Below are 20,600 nucleotides of genomic sequence, written 5' to 3' on the forward strand. Positions count from 1 at the left end.
TTGAAGAGGTCGAAGGTCTGGAGCTATTTTGTAGTTTTTACTACCTATATTTTGCTGATTCCACACTAAAAAGGAAGCTTAGTTAATATAAGAAATGTTTGCGTAAAATAACGCTGGCAAATTTTACCAAAGGGGGTAATTCTAATGATAGATGCACAAATAAATCAGACACCTCATCGTGTAGTAATTGTCGGTGGTGGTTTTGGTGGGTTATATGCGGCGAAAGCTTTGGGGCGTACACCTGTTAATGTGACTTTGGTTGATAAACGAAATTTTCATTTGTTTCAGCCGCTTTTGTATCAAGTAGCAACGGGAAGTTTATCTCCGGCTGATATTTCTTCTCCTCTCCGGGCTGTATTAAGCGATCATCAAAATACGCAAGTGTTGTTAGCGGAAATGCTGGATATCGATCCAGAGGAAAAAAAGTTAACTTTATCTAGTGGTGAGGTTGATTATGATACTTTAATTATTGCTACTGGAGTTAAGCATCACTATTTTGGGAATGAACATTGGGAAACAGCTGCGCCGGGATTAAAAACTGTGGAAAATGCTTTGGAAATGCGGCGGCGAATTTTCTTGGCGTTTGAAGCGGCGGAAAAGGAAACTGATTTGGAAAAGCGCCGTGCTTGGTTGACTTTTGTGATTGTGGGTGGGGGGCCTACAGGGGTAGAATTGGCGGGTGCGATCGCAGAGTTAGCTTTTGCTACTTTAAGAAAAGAATTTCGCAATATTGATACCTCAGAAGCTAAAATTTATCTGTTGGAAGGCATGGATAGAATATTGCCTCCCTATAAACCAGAACTATCTGCAAAAGCGGAAAAGTCTTTAACCAAATTAGGCGTGACTATTTTAACTAAAACTCTAGTTACTAACATTGATAACGATGTAGTAACTATGAAACAAGGCGACACAGAATCACAGATTGCGGCTAAAACAATTTTATGGGCAGCTGGTGTTAAAGCTTCTCCTGTGGGGAAAGTTTTGGCAGAACGCACGGGCGTACAATTAGATAGAGTTGGTAGAGTTATTGTTGAACCAAATTTAACTGTTAAGGGTTATCCCGATATTTTTGTGATCGGTGATTTAGCAAATTATTCCCATCAAGATGGGAAACCTTTACCGGGAGTTGCGCCTGTAGCCATGCAGGAAGGAGAGTATGTTGCTAAACTGATTAAACAGCGGTTAAAAGGTAGTGAAAATGCTTTTCCTTTCCGTTATGTTGATGTGGGAAGTTTGGCAGTTATTGGCAAAAACTACGCTGTTGTTGATTTAGGTTTTGTCAAGTTATCTGGTTTCTTAGCTTGGCTAACTTGGGTGTTTGTCCATATCTACTACTTAATCGAATTTGATAATAAGTTAGTAGTGATGATTCAGTGGGCTTGGAATTATTTTACTCGCAAGGGTGGTGCGCGTCTGATCACCGGAAATGAATCTTTGGGCGTGGTAGGAATTAACGAAAAAGGCGAGTATTACGTACCACCGACAAAGAAATCTCCTCTAGAAGTCCGGTAGTAGCTTGAGTAATTTTTGCTGTTGTGAGCGATCGACCTGCATATCACATAAACTACTTTTTGTCAAATCTAGGATTTCCGTATTTCTAACTAGATACAAAAAGACTGTACTGATAGCTAAACAAACCAAGTCTGTCAGCCCAGACTAACGGAATTTAATGTTTTGCAGTCTGGGTGGGCAAGTTTTATTCTTTTAGCCCCAGACTAGAAATTTAAGGATGTTATTTAATTGCTCTCAGTAGTAATACGGTAAACCAAGAGATTTCCTAAAGTAATATCACTCAAGGTTAATTAAAATAACTATGTTAAAACTAATTTACGGGATTGAAAAATTTAACAAAATCCCATTTCAGATAATATTTTGCTAATTTGATTTGCTGATGATTCCGTTCGCCAAATAGAATTGCATTTCCAAGCAATTTCAAATGCCAAGGCGAAGAAAAAATGAGGAATTATATGAAAAATTTCATGATGAACGGCATGGAAAAAGCTGCGGAAAGATTTAAAATTCTCGATCGCATACCCATTGGTATTTGCGCGTTACGACAAGATTTTGTGGTAATTTATTGGAATTGCTGCTTAGAAAAATGGACGAACATTCCAAAACAGGAAATTGTTGGCACTAATATTACTAAATATTTTCCTCATCTTGGTCAGCCGAGATATGCTAGCCGTCTCCAAGACATTTTTGCCGGGGGGCCGCCAACAATTTTCTCTTCACTACTCCACAAACATTTAATTCCTGCTTCCTTACCCAACGGAAATTTGCGAGTTGAGCATACAACTGTTACTGCTGAACCTGCACCTGATGGAAGTTACTATGCTTTACTCTCGATCCAAGATGTTACCGAGCTTAGTCAAAGAGTTCAAGATTACCGTGTGCTCAAAGATAAAGCATTAGCAGAGGTGCAAGAACGCCAACAAACAGAAGCGGCGTTACAACAAGCTAACGACCAACTGCAAGCAGTTTTAGATGCTGTTCCTGGTTTAGTTTCCTGGATTAGTTCTGACTTAAAATATATCGGTGTCAATCATCATTTGTGTGCAGTTTTTAACCAACTTCCAGAAAGTTTTGTTGGTAAAGAATTAGGTTTTTTAGACACTAGCTTTGACTTCGCCAATTTTATGAGTGCTTTTATGTGTACTGCTCAAGAATCCGCCCGCCAAGTGATTGACGCAAAAATTAATGGTACGCTGCGAAATTACTTAATTGCTGCCCAAAAGTATCAGCAAGGTCAAGCTGCTGTAGCCGTAGGAATTGATATTACCGAGCAAAAACAGGCAGAACAAAAACTCAAAGCTTCTTTGCAAGAAAAAGAAGTATTACTAAAGGAAATTCATCACCGAGTTAAAAATAATCTTCAAGTTATTTCTAGCTTACTTAAATTGCAATCTGAGTATATCAAAGATGGGGAAGTAATTTCACTTTTGAGTGATAGCTATAACCGAGTTAGGTCAATGGCACTAATTCATGAGAAACTATATCAATCTCAAGGTCTTGCCCAGATTGATGCCGCTGATTATATTAATAGTTTAACTAATAACTTAGTTTCTTTTCATAAACAGATTTCGGATCGAATAGATTTAGATATTCAAATTGAGCCAATATCTTTGGATATAGATACGGCTATTCCCTGCGGTTTAATTATTAACGAATTGATTTGTAATGCTTTAAAATATGCTTTCGTGGATCGATCGACTGGGAAAATCACTATTAAATTAAAAGTAATTAAAAATAAATTTATTATGTTGGAAATTGCCGATAATGGTATTGGATTACCCCCAGGCTTTAATATTGAAATGAACGAGACTTTAGGTTTACAGTTGGTCAATAATCTGACCAATCAGTTAGATGGAACTCTTAAAGTTTGTTCGCAATCTGGAACATATTTCTGCATTACTTTCCCTAGAAGAGATAATTTTTGTCAACTTCCTAGTCATGTTTAAAAAGTGCTTTCTTTCAGTTAGGAACCAGCTTTTTAATGAATAAATCTATGGAATATAACAATTTATGGCTAAACTTACCCAAATTAGAGCAAGCTATTAACCGCCATCCTACACTAATAGCTGCTGATACACTTTTATTAGATGTAATATCTCTAATGGGCTTTTCTCGAAGTAATCAAAGTGTTGTTACTGGGAGGAGCTTATTAGAAGAAAACCAAGAAACTGAGATTTTACAAAATCCCAGATGCAATTATGTTGTAGTTATGGAAAATGACCGAGTTTTGGGGTTGTTTACCGATCGCAATTTGTTAGAGTTAATCCTTTCTGGAGTTCAACAAAATCAACAAATTAAAATTGCTGATTTAATTACTAAACCACTAATTAATTTACCTATTTCGCAAGCAGAAAGTATTTTTACTCCTTTATTATTATTTAAACAATATAAAATTAATTATCTACCAGTTATTAACGATCGAGAAGAGTTATTAGGAATTGTCACACCTGCGACTATTCTTCAAGGTTTGAAACTAACTAACTTATTGAAACTTGGCTCAGTAGGAGAAGTGATGAACACTGAAGTACTGAGTGTCGATCGCGCAACATCCATCCGAAAAATTGCTCAATTAATTATAGAAAATTCGGTAAATTCTGTAGTAATTACCGCTGAAAGAGAACCAGAAAAAATTGTGCCTATAGGAGTAGTTACAGAACAGCAAATTGTACAAGCTTGGACGCTGGGAATGGATATAACCCAAACACCTGCATCTTTAATTATGCGAAGATTGGGGGAATTAAATCCTACAAATTCGTTGCTTTATGCTTATCAGCAAATGCAAAACGATCGCATAGATATATTATTAGTTTCTGAAGGTCAAAGCGAATTTTTGGGTGGGAAATGGGGAATAATAACAGCAATGGAATTATTGCGATCGCTAGAACCAATGCAGATTTATCGACGACTCAAGCGTACTCAACAATTTGTTCAACAACTTCAAATCGAAAAAGCGCAACTTTTATCTCGTCGTAACGCTGAATTAACCGGGCAAGTACAGCAACAAACAGAAAAACTGCGCCAAGAGTCGGAAAAACTGAAGCGACAAGTGCAGCAAGCACAACTGATTAACCAAATTACCCAAGCAATTAGGGGAAGTTTGGTATTAGATGAAATATTGCAAACTACAGTTAATTACTTACATGAAGCATTAAATGTTAGTCGTTGCTTAATTTTTCGTCCCAATGCTGATAATCAATTAGCAACTCATTATGTTTCCGAAGCTTCTTTAGAAGGTGACAGCTTAATTGGTGTACGTTGCGATTGCTACTGCTATTATCACTCGCAATTAAGTCAAGGCGAACCGTTAGTTATATCTGAAATAAATTCTAGTTTTCCTGTAGAAATTCAGGAAGCTGCTAGAGAGTGTAATGTTCGCGCCATGATGATTATGCCATTAATTTATCAGCAAAATTATATGGGAGGAATTACTTTAAATCAATGCGATCGCGAACGACAATGGACAGAAGACGACGTAGCTTTTGTGAAAGCAATTGCTGACCATTGCGCGATCGCTATCCATCAAGCAAATCTTTACCAACAATTACAAATCGAACTGCAAGAACGGCAAAAAGCAGAAGCAGCATTAAGGTCGCAAAAGCAATTTCTCCAAGATGTTATTGATATTAATCCCAATCTGATTTTTATTAAAGATTGGTCAGGTAGATTCGTTTTAGCTAATCAAGCTTGCGCGGATATCGTGGGTTTGAATGTTGAGCAAATGCTGGGGAAAACCGATCTAGAGTTAAATCCCAATCAAGCAGAAGCAGAGCAATTTCAAAAAGACGATCGCCAGGTAATGACCACTCGGAAAACTAAATTTATTTCCGAAGAAACTCTAACTAATGTTACAGGTGAAGTGCGCTGGTTGCAGACAGTAAAAAAACCAATATTAGCTTCAGATGGTCAGATTCAATTGTTGGGTGTCGCTACTGATATTACCGAACGCAAATGTGCCGAAATAGCATTACAAGAACTTAACTCCCAATTAGAAACTAAAGTTGCAGAACGTACAGAACAGTTACATAAAATAATCAAGCAACTTGCAGAAGAAATTGTTGAGCACCAACGCACCGAAGCAGCACTCAAAGAAAGTGAAAATCGCTTTCGTAACTTAGTTGAAACTACTAGCGATTGGGTATGGGAAATTAATGAAAATGCTGTTTATACTTATGCTAGTCCAAAAATCAGAGAAATTTTGGGTTACGAGCCAGAAGAAGTTTTAGGCAAAACTCCCTTTGATTTGATGCCACCTCATGAAGCGAAGCAAATTCTAAATGCTTTTCAACCTATTATGATGGCACAAAGACCTTTTACTTGTTTAGAAAATACTAATATTCATAAAGATGGTCATATTGTTATATTAGAAACCAGTGGTTCTCCGATTTTTGATGAATATGGCATATTTAAAGGTTATCGGGGAATAGATCGCGATATTACTGAACGGAAACGTGCAGAAGCTTCATTGCAAGAAAGCCAAGCACAATTCCAAGCAATTTTGGATAATTCACCAGCAGTTATTTATGTACATAACAACCAAAATAGATACATTTTGATTAATCGGCGTTATGAAACTTTATTTAATCGCAAGAAAGAAGAAGTTATTGGCAAAAATCTACACGAATTTTGGCCTCCAGAAATAGCTGAGAAGTTTGTAGCAAATAATCGCAAAGTATGGGAAGAAGGAATTGCTATACATACAGAAGAAGTTGCACCTCATGAAGATGGGTTACATACTTACTTGACAGTGAAGTTTCCTTTAAAAAATAGCGATGGTGTAATGTATGCCATGTGTGGCATTTCTACCGATATTACCGATCGCAAACGCGCCGAAAAAGCATTACAAGAAAGTCAAGCAAAATTCCAAAAATTAGCAGCCAATGTTCCCGGAATGATTTATCAGTATGTGCTACATCCTGATGGTTCCCATGACTTTCCTTATATTAGTCCTGGTGGCATTCAAATTTGGGAAGTAGAGCCAGAAGCAATGCAATCAAATCCTCAACTTAGCTTCGATCTAATTCATCCTGAAGATTTGCCATCTTTAATCAAATCAACCGAAATTTCTGCTCAAAGTTTAGAACCTTGGCAATGGGAAGGACGCATCATTACACCATCAGGAAATATCAAATGGGTGCAAGGCATTTCTCGTCCCGAAATACAAGCTAATGGAGATATTTTATGGGATGGTTTGTTGGTTGATATTAGCGATCGCAAACTCGCAGAAGCCGCCTTAAGCGAAAGCGAAAGACGACTAAGAATCGCTCTCAATGCTGCTAATATGGGAACCTGGGATTGGGAAATTCAAACTAGTAAAATAACTTGGTCCGAGCAAACGGAAAGAATTTTTGGTTTTACTTCTGGCACTTTTCCAGGGGATTATCAAGATTATTATAATTTGATACACCCTAGCGATCGTCACTATCTCACCACAGCACTTTCTCACTCCATCCAACAAAAAACTCCTTATAACCTCGAACATCGCATAATTTTGCCTGATGGCTCAATTCGTTGGATTGCGAGTAAAGGTGATGTGATTTGTAATCAATTAGGACAAACTGTAGGGATTAGTGGTGTAGTCATGGATATCACCGAACGCAGACAAGCAGAAGCAGCATTGCGCGAAAGTGAATATAAACTCCGCACCATTGTCGAAAACTGTAATGATGCGATCTTTCTTAAAGATAAAGAAGGTCGTTATCAATTCATTAATCCCATAGGAGCCAAAATTTTACAGCGTCCAGTAGAAGAGATTTTAGGCAAACGAGATGATGATTTATTCACTCCAGAAACAGGTAATTATATTAGAGAACTCGACTACACAATCATGATGAGTGGAATTACTTGGACTTATGAAGAATCAGGAGAAGTCAATGGGAAAAAATACACTTTTCTTTCTACTAAATCTCCCTATATTTCATCCGAAGGGGAACCAATAGGTTTAGTTGGTGTTTGTCGAGATATCACTGAAAGTAAAGAAATAGAAGAAAAAATGCGGCGACAAATCGCTGCTGTAGAAGCTGCAAGTGATGGAATTGGTATTATTAATGCAGCCGGGGAATATATTTATTTGAATCAATCTCACGTTAATATCTTCGGCTACGAAAGTGCATCTGAATTAATTGGAAAAAGTTGGCAAGAGTTGTACAGTAATGAAGAAATTGAAATACTAGAACGGGAAGTAATTCCGATTGTTTGGCAACAAGGGAAATGGCAAGGAGAAATAACTGCTAAAAAACGCGATCGCACAACTTTTACCGAAGAACTTTCTCTGACTTTAACTCCTGATGGCGGATTGATTTGTGTATGTCGTGATATTACCGAACGCAAGGGAATAGAGGAAACTTTAAGATTACGAGACAGAGCGATCGCAGCCAGCAAAAATGGCATTGTTATTATTGATGCCAAAATACCCAATCAACCAATTATTTATGTTAATTCAGCCTTTGAACAAATTACCGGATATACAGCTGCTGAAGTATTAGGAAAAAACTGTCGTTTTCTCCAAGGTAAGGAAAGCAAACAACCAGAATTAGAAAGACTGCGAACTGCAATTCGCCAAGGAGAAAATTGTACAGTCATCTTACGTAATTATCGGAAAGATGGCAGTTTATTCTGGAATGAATTAAGCATTTCACCCATTTACGATGACAATGGAATTTTAACTCATTTCCTTGGCGTTCAAACCGATATTACCGAACGGAAACAATCAGAAGAAGAACTGCGTGCTACAACTTCCCGCCTCTCAACATTAATTGAAAATTTGCAACTTGGTATTTTAGTAAAAGATGAATCCGATCTAGTTGTTTTAGTTAACCAAGCATTTTGTGACATCTTTAATATCCCCATTGTACCTGCTGCTTTAATTGGTGCTGACTTTTCCGATTTTGCTACAACTTATCAACATAGTTTTACTAATCCCGAACTGTTTATCCAACGTCATCAAGAAATTTTACAATTTCAACAAGTAACCACCAACGAAGAAATTTCAATGGCAGATGGTCGAATTCTAGAACGGGATTATGCACCGATTTTCGTTCAAGGAAAGTACAAAGGACATCTATGGATGTATCGAGATATCACCGAACGTAAAAAAGCTGAAAGTGAAATCAGGACATCACTTAAAGAAAAAGAACTTTTACTCAAAGAAATTCACCACCGAGTTAAAAACAACTTACAGGTAATTTCCAGTTTACTCAAGCTGCAATCTAGCTATATTAAAGATGAAGAAGCGTTGGTTTTATTCACAGAAAGTTACAACCGTGTCAGGTCAATGGCATTGATTCATGAAAAGTTATATCAATCAAAAGGTTTAGCTAGAATAGATGCGGTAGATTACATTCGTGACTTAACAGATAACCTATTTCGTTCTTATAATGTGGCAGCGAATTTTATTACACTAAATTTGCAAGTAGAACATATAGAATTAGACATCGATACAGCAATTCCTTGCGGTTTAATTATTAATGAATTAGTTTCTAATGCACTAAAATATGCCTTTGTCGATCGAGAAAAAGGAGAGCTATTAATTAGTTTTTCATGTCAAGAAGAAAGTCAAGAAATTACTTTAGTAATAAGTGATAACGGAATCGGCTTACCTCCAGATTTTGACATTACAGAAATCGAATCATTAGGTTTGCAGTTAGTCTATAATTTGACAGACCAATTAGACGGAAACATTGAGATTTGTTCGGAACAGGGAGCTAAATTTACTATTACCTTTATCAATCGGAGTGCAAAAGAAAAATGACAGCGACAATTTTAGTTGTTGAAGATGAAGTAATTATTGGCATGGATATCAAAAATAGCTTAAAAAAATTAGGCTATAATGTCCCTGCGGTGGTGGCTACTGGCGAGAAAGCGATCGAAAAAGCAGCAATAATTCAGCCAGATTTAATCTTAATGGATATTATGTTAAAAGGTGCGATCGACGGCGTACAAGCCGCCGAAAAAATTCGCACTCAATTGAACTTACCAGTAGTTTTCCTCACTGCTCATACCGACCAAACCACCTTACAACGTGCTAAAGAAACCGAACCCTTTGGTTATATTGTTAAACCTTTTCAAGAAAAAGATTTACACACCACAATAGAAATTGCTTTAGCTAGATGTAAAGCCGAAACAGAAATCCGTAAAGCCTTAGAAAAAGAAAGAGAACTCAACGAACTAAAATCTCGTTTCGTATCGATGGTTTCCCACGAATTCCGCACGCCAATGTCCACAATTTTATTCTCAACCGACCTCTTAGAAATGTATATTAATGAATGGCCGGAAGAGAAAAAAATGACTCATCTGCGGCGAATTCAATCTGCTATTCAACGCATGATTGAAATGTTAGATGATATACTGGTAATTGGTAAAGCTGAAGCTGGAAAATTAGATTTTAATCCCCGTCCACTGGAACTAGAAAAATTCTGTCGAGAATTAGTCGAAGACATCCAAAATGCTGATAAAAATCAGCATCATTTAAATGTAAATATTGAGTGTGGATTGATAGAGGTGAAAATGGATGACAAATTGTTGCGTCACATCCTAATAAATTTACTGAGCAACGCGACTAAATATTCTCCAGAAAGTACACCAGTCAACTTTAATGTTTCCTGCCAAAATAATCAAATTACTTTTGAGATTCAAGATTCAGGAATTGGCATTCCTGTAGAAGATCAAAAACGGCTGTTTGATGCTTTCCATCGCTCAACTAACGTCGGTTCAATTCCCGGAACTGGACTAGGTTTAGCAATAGTGAAAAGGTCTGTAGACTTACATGGAGGGACAATTACAGTGCATAGCGAAATAGGAGTTGGAACTAAATTTACCGTAATTTTACCAGTGAACAAGAACGAACAAAATTAACGGAGGTGACGTTGCCATATTTCTCAAAGTACCGCAATCCATTAAGGAATTTAAATCAATTTAGGACTGGTTACTTATGAAAGTAAATAATCAAAAAATAAAAATTTTGGTAATTGAAGATGAAGAGTCAGTGAGATCCAATATTTTAGAAATCTTAGAATCTGAAGGTTTTAATGTTATTGGTGCCAAAAATGGTAGCACAGGAATTCAAGAGGCAAGAGATTGGCTTCCCGATCTAATCCTGTGCGATATTATGATGCCTGATATGGATGGTTATACAGTTTTAAGTGAGTTACAAGAAGACCCTTTAACTGTTATTATTCCATTCATATTCTTGACAGCAAAAACTGAGCGAGACGACTTACGTTTAGCAATGGAATTAGGTGCAGATGATTACATTACCAAACCTTGTACGGTGACTGAATTACTGAGTGCAATTACCAGTAGGTTAAAAAAACAAGCTACATATAGCCAACAATATGAAACCGAACGTAGCAAAGCCAAAGGATTACAAGCAAGGGTTTTAGAACTACAAAAGTTAAGCAAAAGTAGAGCAGATTTGTTGCAAAGAATTACCGAAGAATTGCGCGATCCTTTGTCTAATATCACAATGGCAATTCAAATGCTGAAGTTAGCACCTACGGAAAAAGCACGGGCTCAATATTTAAAAATCTTGCAACAAGAATGTGCGCGGGAAATATCAATTATTAATCAATTAACTGACCTGCAAGAAATTTTAGTACCGGAAAATGTCAAACTCTTACAATGCTTTAAATCTTCCCCCGATCGAACCTCAGACCAAGATTCTAGTGATTGAGGATGATGAAAATATTCGCGAAAACATTTTAGAAATTTTAATAGGACAAAATCTTAGAGCTATCGGCGCAAAAAATGGTCGCTTAGGGATTCATTTGGCGCGAAAAACTATTCCTGATTTAATTATTTGTGACATTCTGATGCCAGAATTGGATGGCTATGATGTGCTAATAGAGTTACGTAAAGACCCTTTAACAGCAGTAATTCCTTTTATTTTCCTAACGGCTTTAGCCGATCGCGATCATAATCGTAAAGGAATGGAATTAGGTGCAGATGATTATATTACTAAACCTTGTAAACCTGTGGAATTGTTAAAGGCGATCGCTATACGGTTAAGCAAAAAAACGGCGATTACTGAGGTTTACACCACTGCTTTAAAACAAGCATCACAACAACTGAATAAATCTTTACACTATGACAGTTTAACTAATTTGCCAAATCGTTTATTGTTAAATGAAAAATTCACTCAAATTCTTAATTCTTTAGCTTTAAATAAGCGCCATTCCAACTCCGATCGACTGCTATCAATTCTGTATCTCAGTTTAGACAGATTCAATCGCATTGTTGAAGTTTTAGGACACTCACAAGCAGATAAATTGCTTCAATCTGTAGCTGAACGCTTACAAACTTATAGCAGTAATTGTCATACTATAGCGCGGTTATCTACTGATGAATTTGCCATAATTATGGTAAATAATAATCAGAAAAAGAGCTTGATTGATTTTGTCCAAAAACTCTTAGAAACTTTGGCAAAACCCATAATTTTAGAAGATAATACCGAAGTTTTAATTACAGCTAGTATGGGAATTTATTTATATGGTGGAAATGACAATGAATTGGATAAAATGCTGCAATTAGCTCATAAAGCGATGAACTATGTCAAACAACAGGGGGGAAATTCCTTTGCATTTTATCAACCAACGCTGAAGGTTACAAGTAGCGATCGCTTAAGTTTAGAAACCAGTTTAAGTTATGCTTTAGAACGAAACGAATTTGAAATTTACTATCAACCGAAAGTTAGTTTAAAGACTGGTAAAATTGTTGGTGCAGAAGCGCTTTTAAGGTGGTTTCATCCAGAACAAGGAGTAATTTCCCCACTTAAATTTATTCCCATAGCTGAAGAAACAAACTTAATTATTCCTCTGGGGGAACGGGTTTTAAAAACTGCTTGTCAGCAAACAAAATTATGGCATTCAGGTTTTCCTGCTTTACAAATAGCAGTTAATATATCAGGTCGTCAACTCAGTCACAGCAACTTTTATTCGCGAATAGTCCAAATATTAAAAGAAACTGATTTTCCGGCTGATTATTTGGAATTGGAGTTAACAGAAACTGCACTTATGGAAAATTTGGAAATTGCTAAAGACAGATTGACTGTTCTTAAAGAGTTGGGTGTTCAAATTGCGATCGATGACTTCGGGACAGGTTATTCTTCTTTAAGCTACTTACAACAGTTTCCCTTTGATACTTTGAAAATTGACAAATCTTTTATTCATCAATTGAACAAGAACACCAAAACTAAAACTATTACCAGTTCTATTATCCAAATGGGACAGGAACTCAACTTAAATTTAGTGGCAGAAGGAGTTGAAACTAAAACAGAACTGGATTTTTTATCTCAAAATAATTGTGATGAAATCCAAGGTTTTCTTTTTAGCCAACCTCTCAGCGTTAAAGATTTCACCAATTTGTTGATGTCGGGAAAAACTTTAACCTTACATCAATAGATTAGGGAATAAAGTGGTGTTTTCCTTGATTAAACAAGAAAAATAATTTTAAATAGGATGGATTAATCATGACCAAAATTTTAGTTATTGAAGATGAAGAAGCAATTAGAGAAAATCTTTTAGAACTCTTAAATGCTAAAGAATTTGACGCAATTGCCGTAGAAAATGGTTTTCAAGGCGTTCAAGTAGCTAAAGAAAAAAAACCAGATTTAATTATTTGTGATATATCTATGCCAGAATTAGATGGCTATGGTGTTTTACAAGCATTAAGAAGTGAACCTGCTACCGCAATGATTCCCTTTATTTTTCTGACAGCTTTAGTGGACAAAGCTAATAATCGTAAGGGAATGGAATTAGGTGCAGATGACTATTTAACTAAACCTTGTAAACCTGTAGAACTGCTAAAAGCGATCGACATTCGCCTCAAAAAACAAGCAATTATTAATCAGCAGCAAAGCCAAAAGTTAGAAGAATTACGTAGTAGTATTACTTTCTCCTTACCTCACGAACTCAGAACACCCCTAAATGGAATTTTAGGTTTTTCCGAGCTTTTATTGACCGAATTAGATACACTAGAACCAGATGAAATAAAGGAGATGGTCGAGCAGATTCAAACATCAGGTAAACGCCTATATCGGTTAATTCAAAACTTTTTATTGTATGCAGAATTGGAATTAATTTCTACTAATCCAGAACGCATCAAAGCTTTACGAAACTATCAGACAGAACAGAGCAATTCTCTAATTACTGAACAAGCAACTCAGCAAGTAAAACAAGTGCAAAGACAAGCTGATTTACACTTAAAACTAGAATATACTCAGCTAAATATTTCTGCTATCCGCTTGAAAAAAATTGTGGAAGAATTAGTAGATAACGCTTGCAAATTCTCAGTCCCGGGAACTCCAATTAATATCACTAGTCAGATAAATAATAACTCATTTATTTTATCTGTAAGTGACAAAGGCAGGGGAATGAAACCCGAACAAATTGAAAGTTTAGGTGCTTATATGCAGTTTGAACGCAAACTTTATGAACAGCAAGGATCGGGGTTAGGATTAATAATTGTTAAACGGATAGCCGAACTACATGGAGGAAGTTTAAACATAGAAAGTATCCCCGATCGCCAAACAACCGTTAAAGTTATCCTTCCTACTAACTCAAATTAAGTTCGTAGTGACGACTTTAGTCGTTCTCTTCTCCAAGAGTAGGACTAAAGTCCTCACAACAAACTAGAAAAATGATTTGCCAATACAGGATTTAAAAACTGCGTCAAAGTAAACGCATCTACACCTAATTCTGTCCTTTCCTTCGCCGCTAAAATACCAGCTTGGGCGTGCCACCAAGCAGCAATTACCACCCTTTCAACCAGAGAATTTGTATTAGCAGCAATCCCTTGCGCCAACAATCCGCCAATCAATCCTGTTAACACATCTCCACTTCCACCACGCGCCAAAGCTGGTGTACTTTCAGGAATAATCCAAATACGAGAAGTATTTGCTATAGCCGTTCTTGCTCCTTTTAATAGAACAATTGCACCCGTTAATTCTGCTGCTTTTTTCACTGCTTCAACCCGATTTTGTTGCAAGTTTTCAAGATCGGGAAATAACCGTTTAAATTCCCCAGCATGAGGAGTTAAAACTGTTGTTGCTTGGCGTTTTTCTAAAGTAGAAATTGTTCCCATTTGTGCTAGAATATTTAAACCATCTGCATCTAAAATTACAGGTTTATTGTTTGCTAAAACTTCCTCGACAATTGTAGTTGCTTCTGTGGTAATACCGGGGCCACAAGCGATCGCGTCATAACTCCCCAAATTCACCCCATCTGGTAAACTAGAAATAGCTCCATTTCCCGTCTCTTCACAACCAATAATTAACGCTTCCGGCAAATGGGAAACCAATAGAGGTTTTAAAGATTCAGGAACAGCAATAGAAAGCATTCCCACACCACTTCCTCTCGCACCCAAACCAGTTAAAATTGCCCCTCCAGCATACTTCCGCGAACCACAAATTAACAGCAAATGCCCTTGTTTATACTTATGCGTAACTGGCGGACGAGGTAGCGGCAAATGTTGTTTAATAAACTCTGTTGTTACTCGCTGAATTTGCGGTGTTTCCCCCAAAATTGCCGTAATATCTGTCCAAGGAATATCAAAATCAATTAACTCCGCCTTACCCACATATTCTAAAGCTCGATCGTGCAATAATCCCAACTTCCACAAACCCAAACAAAGAGTATGAGTAGCCTTGATTGCAGTTCCTAAAACCTCTCCCGTATCTGTATGTAAACCCGAAGGCAAATCGATACTAATTACAGGTTTAGACCATTCATTCAACTCATTAATTGCTTCTGCCAAATTATCTTTAATTTCTCTCTCTAACCCGAACCCAAATAACCCATCAATAATCAAATCACAATCTTGTAAATCAGCCACATTCTCTACGTAACAAATCCCTAAACTTTGGGCATATAAATCATGTTGTGCCGTCAAATCTTTTAACTTAGAAAAAGGGCGATAAATATTAACTTGATAACCGCGAAAATGTAACTCTCGCGCCACAACTAAACCATCGCCACCATTATGACCTGGCCCAATTAAAAAACCTACTTTTATAGGAACCGAAGAATTAGGAAAAAGCGACTGAACCCGTTTATAAATTAACCCAGCCACTTTTTCCATCAAAGCTGCCACAGGCATTCCTCCAGCAAAAATTCGTCCTTCAATCTCCTGCATTTGGGCTGCGGTAACGGCTATTTGCTGAATTTTTTCATGCCTGTTCATGAGCTTAAATTTTGAGATTTTGCACTTGCTAAAGTGGTTAGTTACCTATTGATGACTCTGGAATTAGCTACACCATATTCTTGCAAATAACTTTGCCATTCTTGCGCCGCTGCTAACTGCGGAAATGGCCCAACAATTAATTGAGGTAGATTGTCATCATATTGAATGAGAATTTCATTTTCTACGCCCAAATCTATAGCCATTTGCTTTACTTGTGCTTCAATTGCTGCTAATTCTTCTGGCCTTGCGGGAATGACCACACTGTAAGAATTACTGGTGTTAAAGTTGCTCTTTCTTTGTACTTGGTTTTCCCTAACTACAACGCGACTTACACGGGGATTTTCTACAATAATAAAGTTAGTTTCATTGTTGGAAACTGGGGGAATTCCAGGTCTAACTGAATTACGAGAAAATTGTGCCCAAATGCCCTGTCTTCTTAATTCATTACGAACTTCTAATGCTTCTGATTGGTCGTTAAATTGCCCAACCAGAATTACATTTCTTCCCTGATATTGCCAAACATAAGCTTGTGGTACTACAGCCTGAATTCTCCATAAAGCATCTTCTAGCTCGCTCCTTCGTCTAACTGATACATAAACAACATAGCGCGAGTTTTCCCAAGGTGAAACTGAACTACCTGAAAAGCGATTAGTGGCAACTAATTCTGCGGTAATACCTGCCTGTGTTAGTCTTCTCACACGCTGTCGGGCTCCATCCAGATTATAGTTACCTAACGTAATGACCCGTCTGCCTCTTCTATTCGTAACTTGTGCTCTGCCATCAATTCGGGTTTGTACGAAATTTAGTAAATCTGGGCTATAAGTAGGGACTAGTACTTCATAAGTGCGATCGCCAAACCTATAATTATCAGGAAACGGTGCCTCATCCTCAAAACCTGGAGGAAAAGTTTGAGCCACCACACAGCACTCCTCAAAAGGTCTGGTTTTATGCCTTGCTTCGGCTTTACCCTCATTAACTACCGCCCAAAATCCCCCCATCAACAAAGCCAACACAGATAGCAGTGCCGAAAAATTGCTCCACTTCAACTTACCAAAAGACCAAAACTTACCTCTTTGATTTTCCTTCATACCAGTTTTTACTCCTCTTATTTTGGTTCCCCGCACCCTAGCCATAAACTTAGTAATTAATCTAACTCAGAGGATATAACATTTAATCCTAACTATAAGACTTATTAATAAATTTGTAGCCACTAGCTCAAACCAAAACAAGGTAAACGAGTTATTTTTAAGTTTTGGGTTATTCACAATTCAACTTAAAACTCAAAACTCCCTTGTCCCCCAGAAATCCGTAATAGAAAGATTTTTGTTTGAATGTTACCTTAGAGGAAGCCCCGAAAAAATTGGGCAAAGTCTTAGTATGCTTATGAACAAAGTAGTAGTTGGCCTCTCTGGTGGTGTAGATAGTTCTGTTGCAGCAGCCCTGCTTCATAATCAAGGATATGAAGTAGCAGGGTTGACCCTTTGGTTGATGAAAGGCAAGGGTCAATGTTGTTCTGAGGGGATGGTCGATGCTGCTTTCATTTGCGAACAGCTGGGCATTCCTCACCATATTGTTGATAGCCGAGAAGTTTTTCAAACCTATATTGTTGATTATTTGGTAGCCGGGTACAGTGAGGGTATTACCCCTCTGCCTTGTTCCCAGTGCAACAAAGCGGTAAAATTTGGCCCGATGCTGCAATATGCTCAAGAAAAATTGGGCATTAATAAAATTGCCACAGGTCACTATGCGCGAATTACTTACAATGAGGAAACAGGTCGTTATGAGTTGCGACGGGCTGTTGATTTGAGTAAGGATCAATCATACTTTTTGTATGACCTACCCCAAGAATTGTTAGCAGCAACTATTTTTCCTTTGGGTGAAAAACTGAAGACAGAAACTAGAAAAATTGCGGCAGAATACGGTTTAAAAACTGCTAGTAAGCCGGAAAGTATGGATTTGTGCTTGGTAGAAAGCAATGGTTCCATGCGGGCGTTTTTGGATAAGTACATTACACCCCAAAAAGGAGAAATTGTTGACCAGTCTGGTAATGTTTTAGGACTGCATGACGGCGTACATCACTATACAATTGGACAGCGCCGAGGTTTAGGAATTGCAGCGGCAGAACCTTTGTATGTAATTGGTTTGGATGCAGTGAGAAATCGTGTAATTGTCGGTACTCGTGATAGTGCTAATCAAACAGAATGTACTGTACAACGAGTTAATTGGGTTTCTATTGCTGAACCAGCTGCACCTATTCGTGCCCAAGTGCAAATTCGTTATCGTTCTTCAGCAACTCCTGTAATAGTAATTCCTCTGGAAAATTCTCGCGTCAAATTAGTTTTTGATGAACCTCAATTTAGCATTACTCCCGGACAAGCTGCGGTTTGGTACGACGGAGATATGGTGTTGGGTGGGGGAGTTATTGAGAAGGGTGTTGGGGATTAGTGATTGGGAACTGGGGACTGGGGACTGGGGACAAGGGGACAAGGGCGAGTTATGAGTTATGAGTTTTAAGTTATTAATTCAAAACTTAAAACTTAAAACTCATAACTAACGAAGGGACAAGGGGAAAATTTATTATATTCTTCCCCTTTGCGCCTCTGTCTTCTAACTTTGTTGGTTTAACCAATTGATTAAATCATTTAAACTGGAAAAGTCTATTTGGGCATCGATTAAGGCTTCTAATTGAGGGATTGGTAAAGAGCGAATTTTTTCTGCTAATTCAAGGGGTATTTCTCCAAAGCGTCGTGTTAGAATGCGGAGAAGTGCGATCGCTTCCCCTCGTTGTAAGCCTTGTTCCAATCCTTGTTGTAATCCTTGCTCAAGAATATCTTGGTAAATTACAGATTCTCGCATCAGTTCCTCCCGAAACAATCGACGAATTAAGTTTTTTTCAAATCGCAAACCCGCTAAAATTTCAGTAGCAGCAGCTAAACTTTGCTGTTGTGCTGGCTCTTCTAGCATAGCGACTCTTTGGGCAACTTGTTCTAATAACCTGCTTGGAGTATCACTGCGGGTTAAAGGTGCCAACGGTAATAAAGCTGGTTCGGATAAAAAAAGTGTAGGGTCTTGTTCCCATAAGCGAATTATCCGATAACTGTGTCGCGTATTCTGCCTCTCAAATCGGTTAACAAAAACTTGCTCTGATGTGGTTTCCTTGAGAAAGATTACCACTTGCTCAATGTCACACTTGTATTGTCCATACAACAATACCCAATATTTGATCATTCGGTAAGGAAGAGGAGGGTCGGAATAAGGTAAAGTTTGGAATTCTAAGTGGAGAATTTGATTATCTGTTTGTAAAAGAATCAACGCATCAGAACGTATTGGTTCGGGAATGATTTCGGTTTTAAGCACGCGAACGTTGGTAGGATTAATAGCCAGCAACCAGCGGACGAAATTTGGGGCATAAGTTTCCGCCAGGTATTTACAAAGGTTGTCGTATGCCACAATTAAATAAATTTAGGTCAATGAAAATTGTAAGTTTTTTATTTGATTTAGTGACTAAATTAATTTTGACTACAAATGTTCACATAGCTTGGTAGGATCGTTTCTTGGAGCAACAATCAAAAAATCTAAGTTAATTATGAGTCATACGACCGATGGCATAGCCCCTCATGGTGGTCATTTAATCAATCGCATTGCTACAGAACAGGAAAAAGCAGAATTTCTCGCCCAAGCTGATGTTTTACCTCGCGTCCAACTCGACGAACGTAGCTATAGTGACCTAGTAATGATTGCCATTGGTGGCTTTAGTCCCCTAAATGGTTTCATGCAGCAAGCAGACTACGAACAAGTTGTTACTGATATGCGCTTGGTAAATGGATTACCTTGGTCAATTCCAGTCACTTTGTCTGTATTAGAAGAAGTCGCAGAACCTTTAAAAGAAGGAAATTGGATACGTTTGGATGACCCGAACGGGCAATTTGTGGGTGTTTTGGAATTAACTCAAAAATATCGTTACAACAAAGCTCATGAAGTTATTAATGTTTATCGTACTGACGATATTAAACACCCAGGCGTACAAGTTGTTTATAATCAAGGGGCAATTAATTTAGCTGGCCCAATTTGGCTATTACAACGTGACCCGCATCCTTATTTTCCTAAATACCAAATTGACCCGGCAGAATCTCGCCAATTATTTCAACAGAAAGGTTGGAAAACAATAGTGGGTTTCCAAACTCGTAACCCTATCCATCGCGCTCATGAGTATATTCAAAAATGTGCTTTGGAAACAGTTGATGGGTTATTTTTACATCCTTTGGTTGGCGCAACTAAAGAAGATGATATTCCAGCTGATGTGCGGATGCGCTGTTATGAGATTATGCTGGAACATTATTTTCCAAAAGATCGAGTGATTTTGGCAATTAATCCCGCTTCGATGCGTTATGCTGGGCCAAGGGAAGCGATTTTTCATGCCTTAGTTCGGAAAAACTATGGCTGTACTCACTTCATTGTGGGACGAGATCATGCTGGTGTGGGTGATTATTACGGCACTTATGATGCTCAATATATCTTTGATGAGTTTGAGCCTGGGGAGTTGGGCATTGTGCCAATGAAGTTTGAACACGCTTTTTACTGTACTGTGACTCAAGGTATGGCAACGACGAAAACGAGTCCTAGTACGCCGGAACAGCGGATTCACCTTTCAGGTACTAAAGTTCGGGAGTTGCTACGTCGAGGTGAACTTCCACCACCAGAGTTTTCCCGTCCAGAGGTAGCGGCAGAATTGGCAAAGGCAATGCGAGTGCCAGTGGAAGCTTAATTTAATTGGGTAATGGGTAGTAAGTAGCGGGTAATGGGTAAAATACTTTTTGGTTAAAGGTGAAAGGTAAGGAGAAAATAATTTGGATCTTTATCAGTTCCCATTACCAATTACCAACTACCAAATAATGCCATTAGGTTGAAAAACTTAA

Annotated in this window: 12 protein-coding genes; 9 read left to right on the forward strand and 3 right to left on the reverse strand. The window is 37.8% G+C overall.

The annotated features are described in order from the left end of the window. The first annotated feature begins 144 nt into the window (after positions 1-144). From ACE1CA_RS28195 to ACE1CA_RS28225, 7 genes are all read left to right on the forward strand, one after another. Positions 145-1,512, forward strand: coding sequence for an NAD(P)/FAD-dependent oxidoreductase (locus tag ACE1CA_RS28195; protein WP_413279387.1), 1,368 nt, complete (start codon positions 145-147; stop codon positions 1,510-1,512). 455 nt (positions 1,513-1,967) lie between these two features. Continuing rightward, positions 1,968-3,458 (forward strand): histidine kinase dimerization/phosphoacceptor domain -containing protein, encoded by a 1,491-nt coding sequence (locus tag ACE1CA_RS28200; protein WP_413279388.1) that lies wholly within the window; start codon positions 1,968-1,970, stop codon positions 3,456-3,458. A gap of 35 nt (positions 3,459-3,493) precedes the next feature. Next, on the forward strand, positions 3,494-9,259 hold the full coding sequence (locus ACE1CA_RS28205; RefSeq protein WP_413279389.1) for a PAS domain S-box protein: 5,766 nt from the start codon (positions 3,494-3,496) through the stop codon (positions 9,257-9,259). Then, entirely contained in the window at positions 9,256-10,362 is a 1,107-nt protein-coding gene (locus ACE1CA_RS28210; protein WP_413279390.1) for a hybrid sensor histidine kinase/response regulator, read from the forward strand. The genes ACE1CA_RS28205 and ACE1CA_RS28210 overlap by 4 nt, the downstream gene beginning before the upstream one ends. Before the next feature lie 76 nt (positions 10,363-10,438). Beyond that, positions 10,439-11,179 carry an ATP-binding response regulator gene (locus ACE1CA_RS28215; RefSeq protein WP_413279391.1) on the forward strand — a complete coding sequence of 247 codons (741 nt, stop codon included), beginning with the start codon at positions 10,439-10,441 and terminating at the stop codon, positions 11,177-11,179. Next, positions 11,112-12,905 (forward strand): EAL domain-containing response regulator, encoded by a 1,794-nt coding sequence (locus ACE1CA_RS28220; RefSeq protein WP_413279392.1) that lies wholly within the window; start codon positions 11,112-11,114, stop codon positions 12,903-12,905. Before ACE1CA_RS28215 ends, ACE1CA_RS28220 begins: the two co-directional genes overlap by 68 nt. 68 nt (positions 12,906-12,973) lie before the next feature. After that, positions 12,974-14,071 (forward strand): hybrid sensor histidine kinase/response regulator, encoded by a 1,098-nt coding sequence (locus tag ACE1CA_RS28225; RefSeq protein ID WP_413279393.1) that lies wholly within the window; start codon positions 12,974-12,976, stop codon positions 14,069-14,071. A 53-nt stretch (positions 14,072-14,124) separates the two neighbouring features. On the opposite strand, the gene ACE1CA_RS28230 is transcribed toward ACE1CA_RS28225, so the two are convergent. Then, positions 14,125-15,684 (reverse strand): NAD(P)H-hydrate dehydratase, encoded by a 1,560-nt coding sequence (locus tag ACE1CA_RS28230; protein ID WP_413279394.1) that lies wholly within the window; start codon positions 15,682-15,684, stop codon positions 14,125-14,127. A 41-nt stretch (positions 15,685-15,725) separates the two neighbouring features. Then, positions 15,726-16,772 (reverse strand): hypothetical protein, encoded by a 1,047-nt coding sequence (locus ACE1CA_RS28235; RefSeq protein ID WP_413279395.1) that lies wholly within the window; start codon positions 16,770-16,772, stop codon positions 15,726-15,728. A 295-nt stretch (positions 16,773-17,067) separates the two neighbouring features. Here ACE1CA_RS28235 and mnmA point away from each other — a divergent pair, with 295 nt between their 5' ends. Beyond that, positions 17,068-18,129, forward strand: a complete 1,062-nt coding sequence (gene mnmA, locus ACE1CA_RS28240) for a tRNA 2-thiouridine(34) synthase MnmA (RefSeq protein ID WP_413279457.1) — start codon at positions 17,068-17,070, stop codon at positions 18,127-18,129. Between the two features lie 162 nt (positions 18,130-18,291). Here mnmA and ACE1CA_RS28245 read toward each other — a convergent pair whose 3' ends face one another. Then, on the reverse strand, positions 18,292-19,134 hold the full coding sequence (locus ACE1CA_RS28245) for a DUF4351 domain-containing protein (protein ID WP_413279396.1): 843 nt from the start codon (positions 19,132-19,134) through the stop codon (positions 18,292-18,294). Positions 19,135-19,270: 136 nt separating this feature from the next. On the opposite strand from ACE1CA_RS28245, the gene sat reads away from it, so the two are divergent. Next, entirely contained in the window at positions 19,271-20,449 is a 1,179-nt protein-coding gene (gene sat / locus ACE1CA_RS28250) for a sulfate adenylyltransferase (RefSeq protein WP_413279397.1), read from the forward strand. Positions 20,450-20,600: the final 151 nt, after the last annotated feature.

Source organism: Floridaenema evergladense BLCC-F167, assembly GCF_041929205.2.
Classification (GTDB): Bacteria; Cyanobacteriota; Cyanobacteriia; order Cyanobacteriales; family Aerosakkonemataceae; genus Floridanema; species Floridanema evergladense.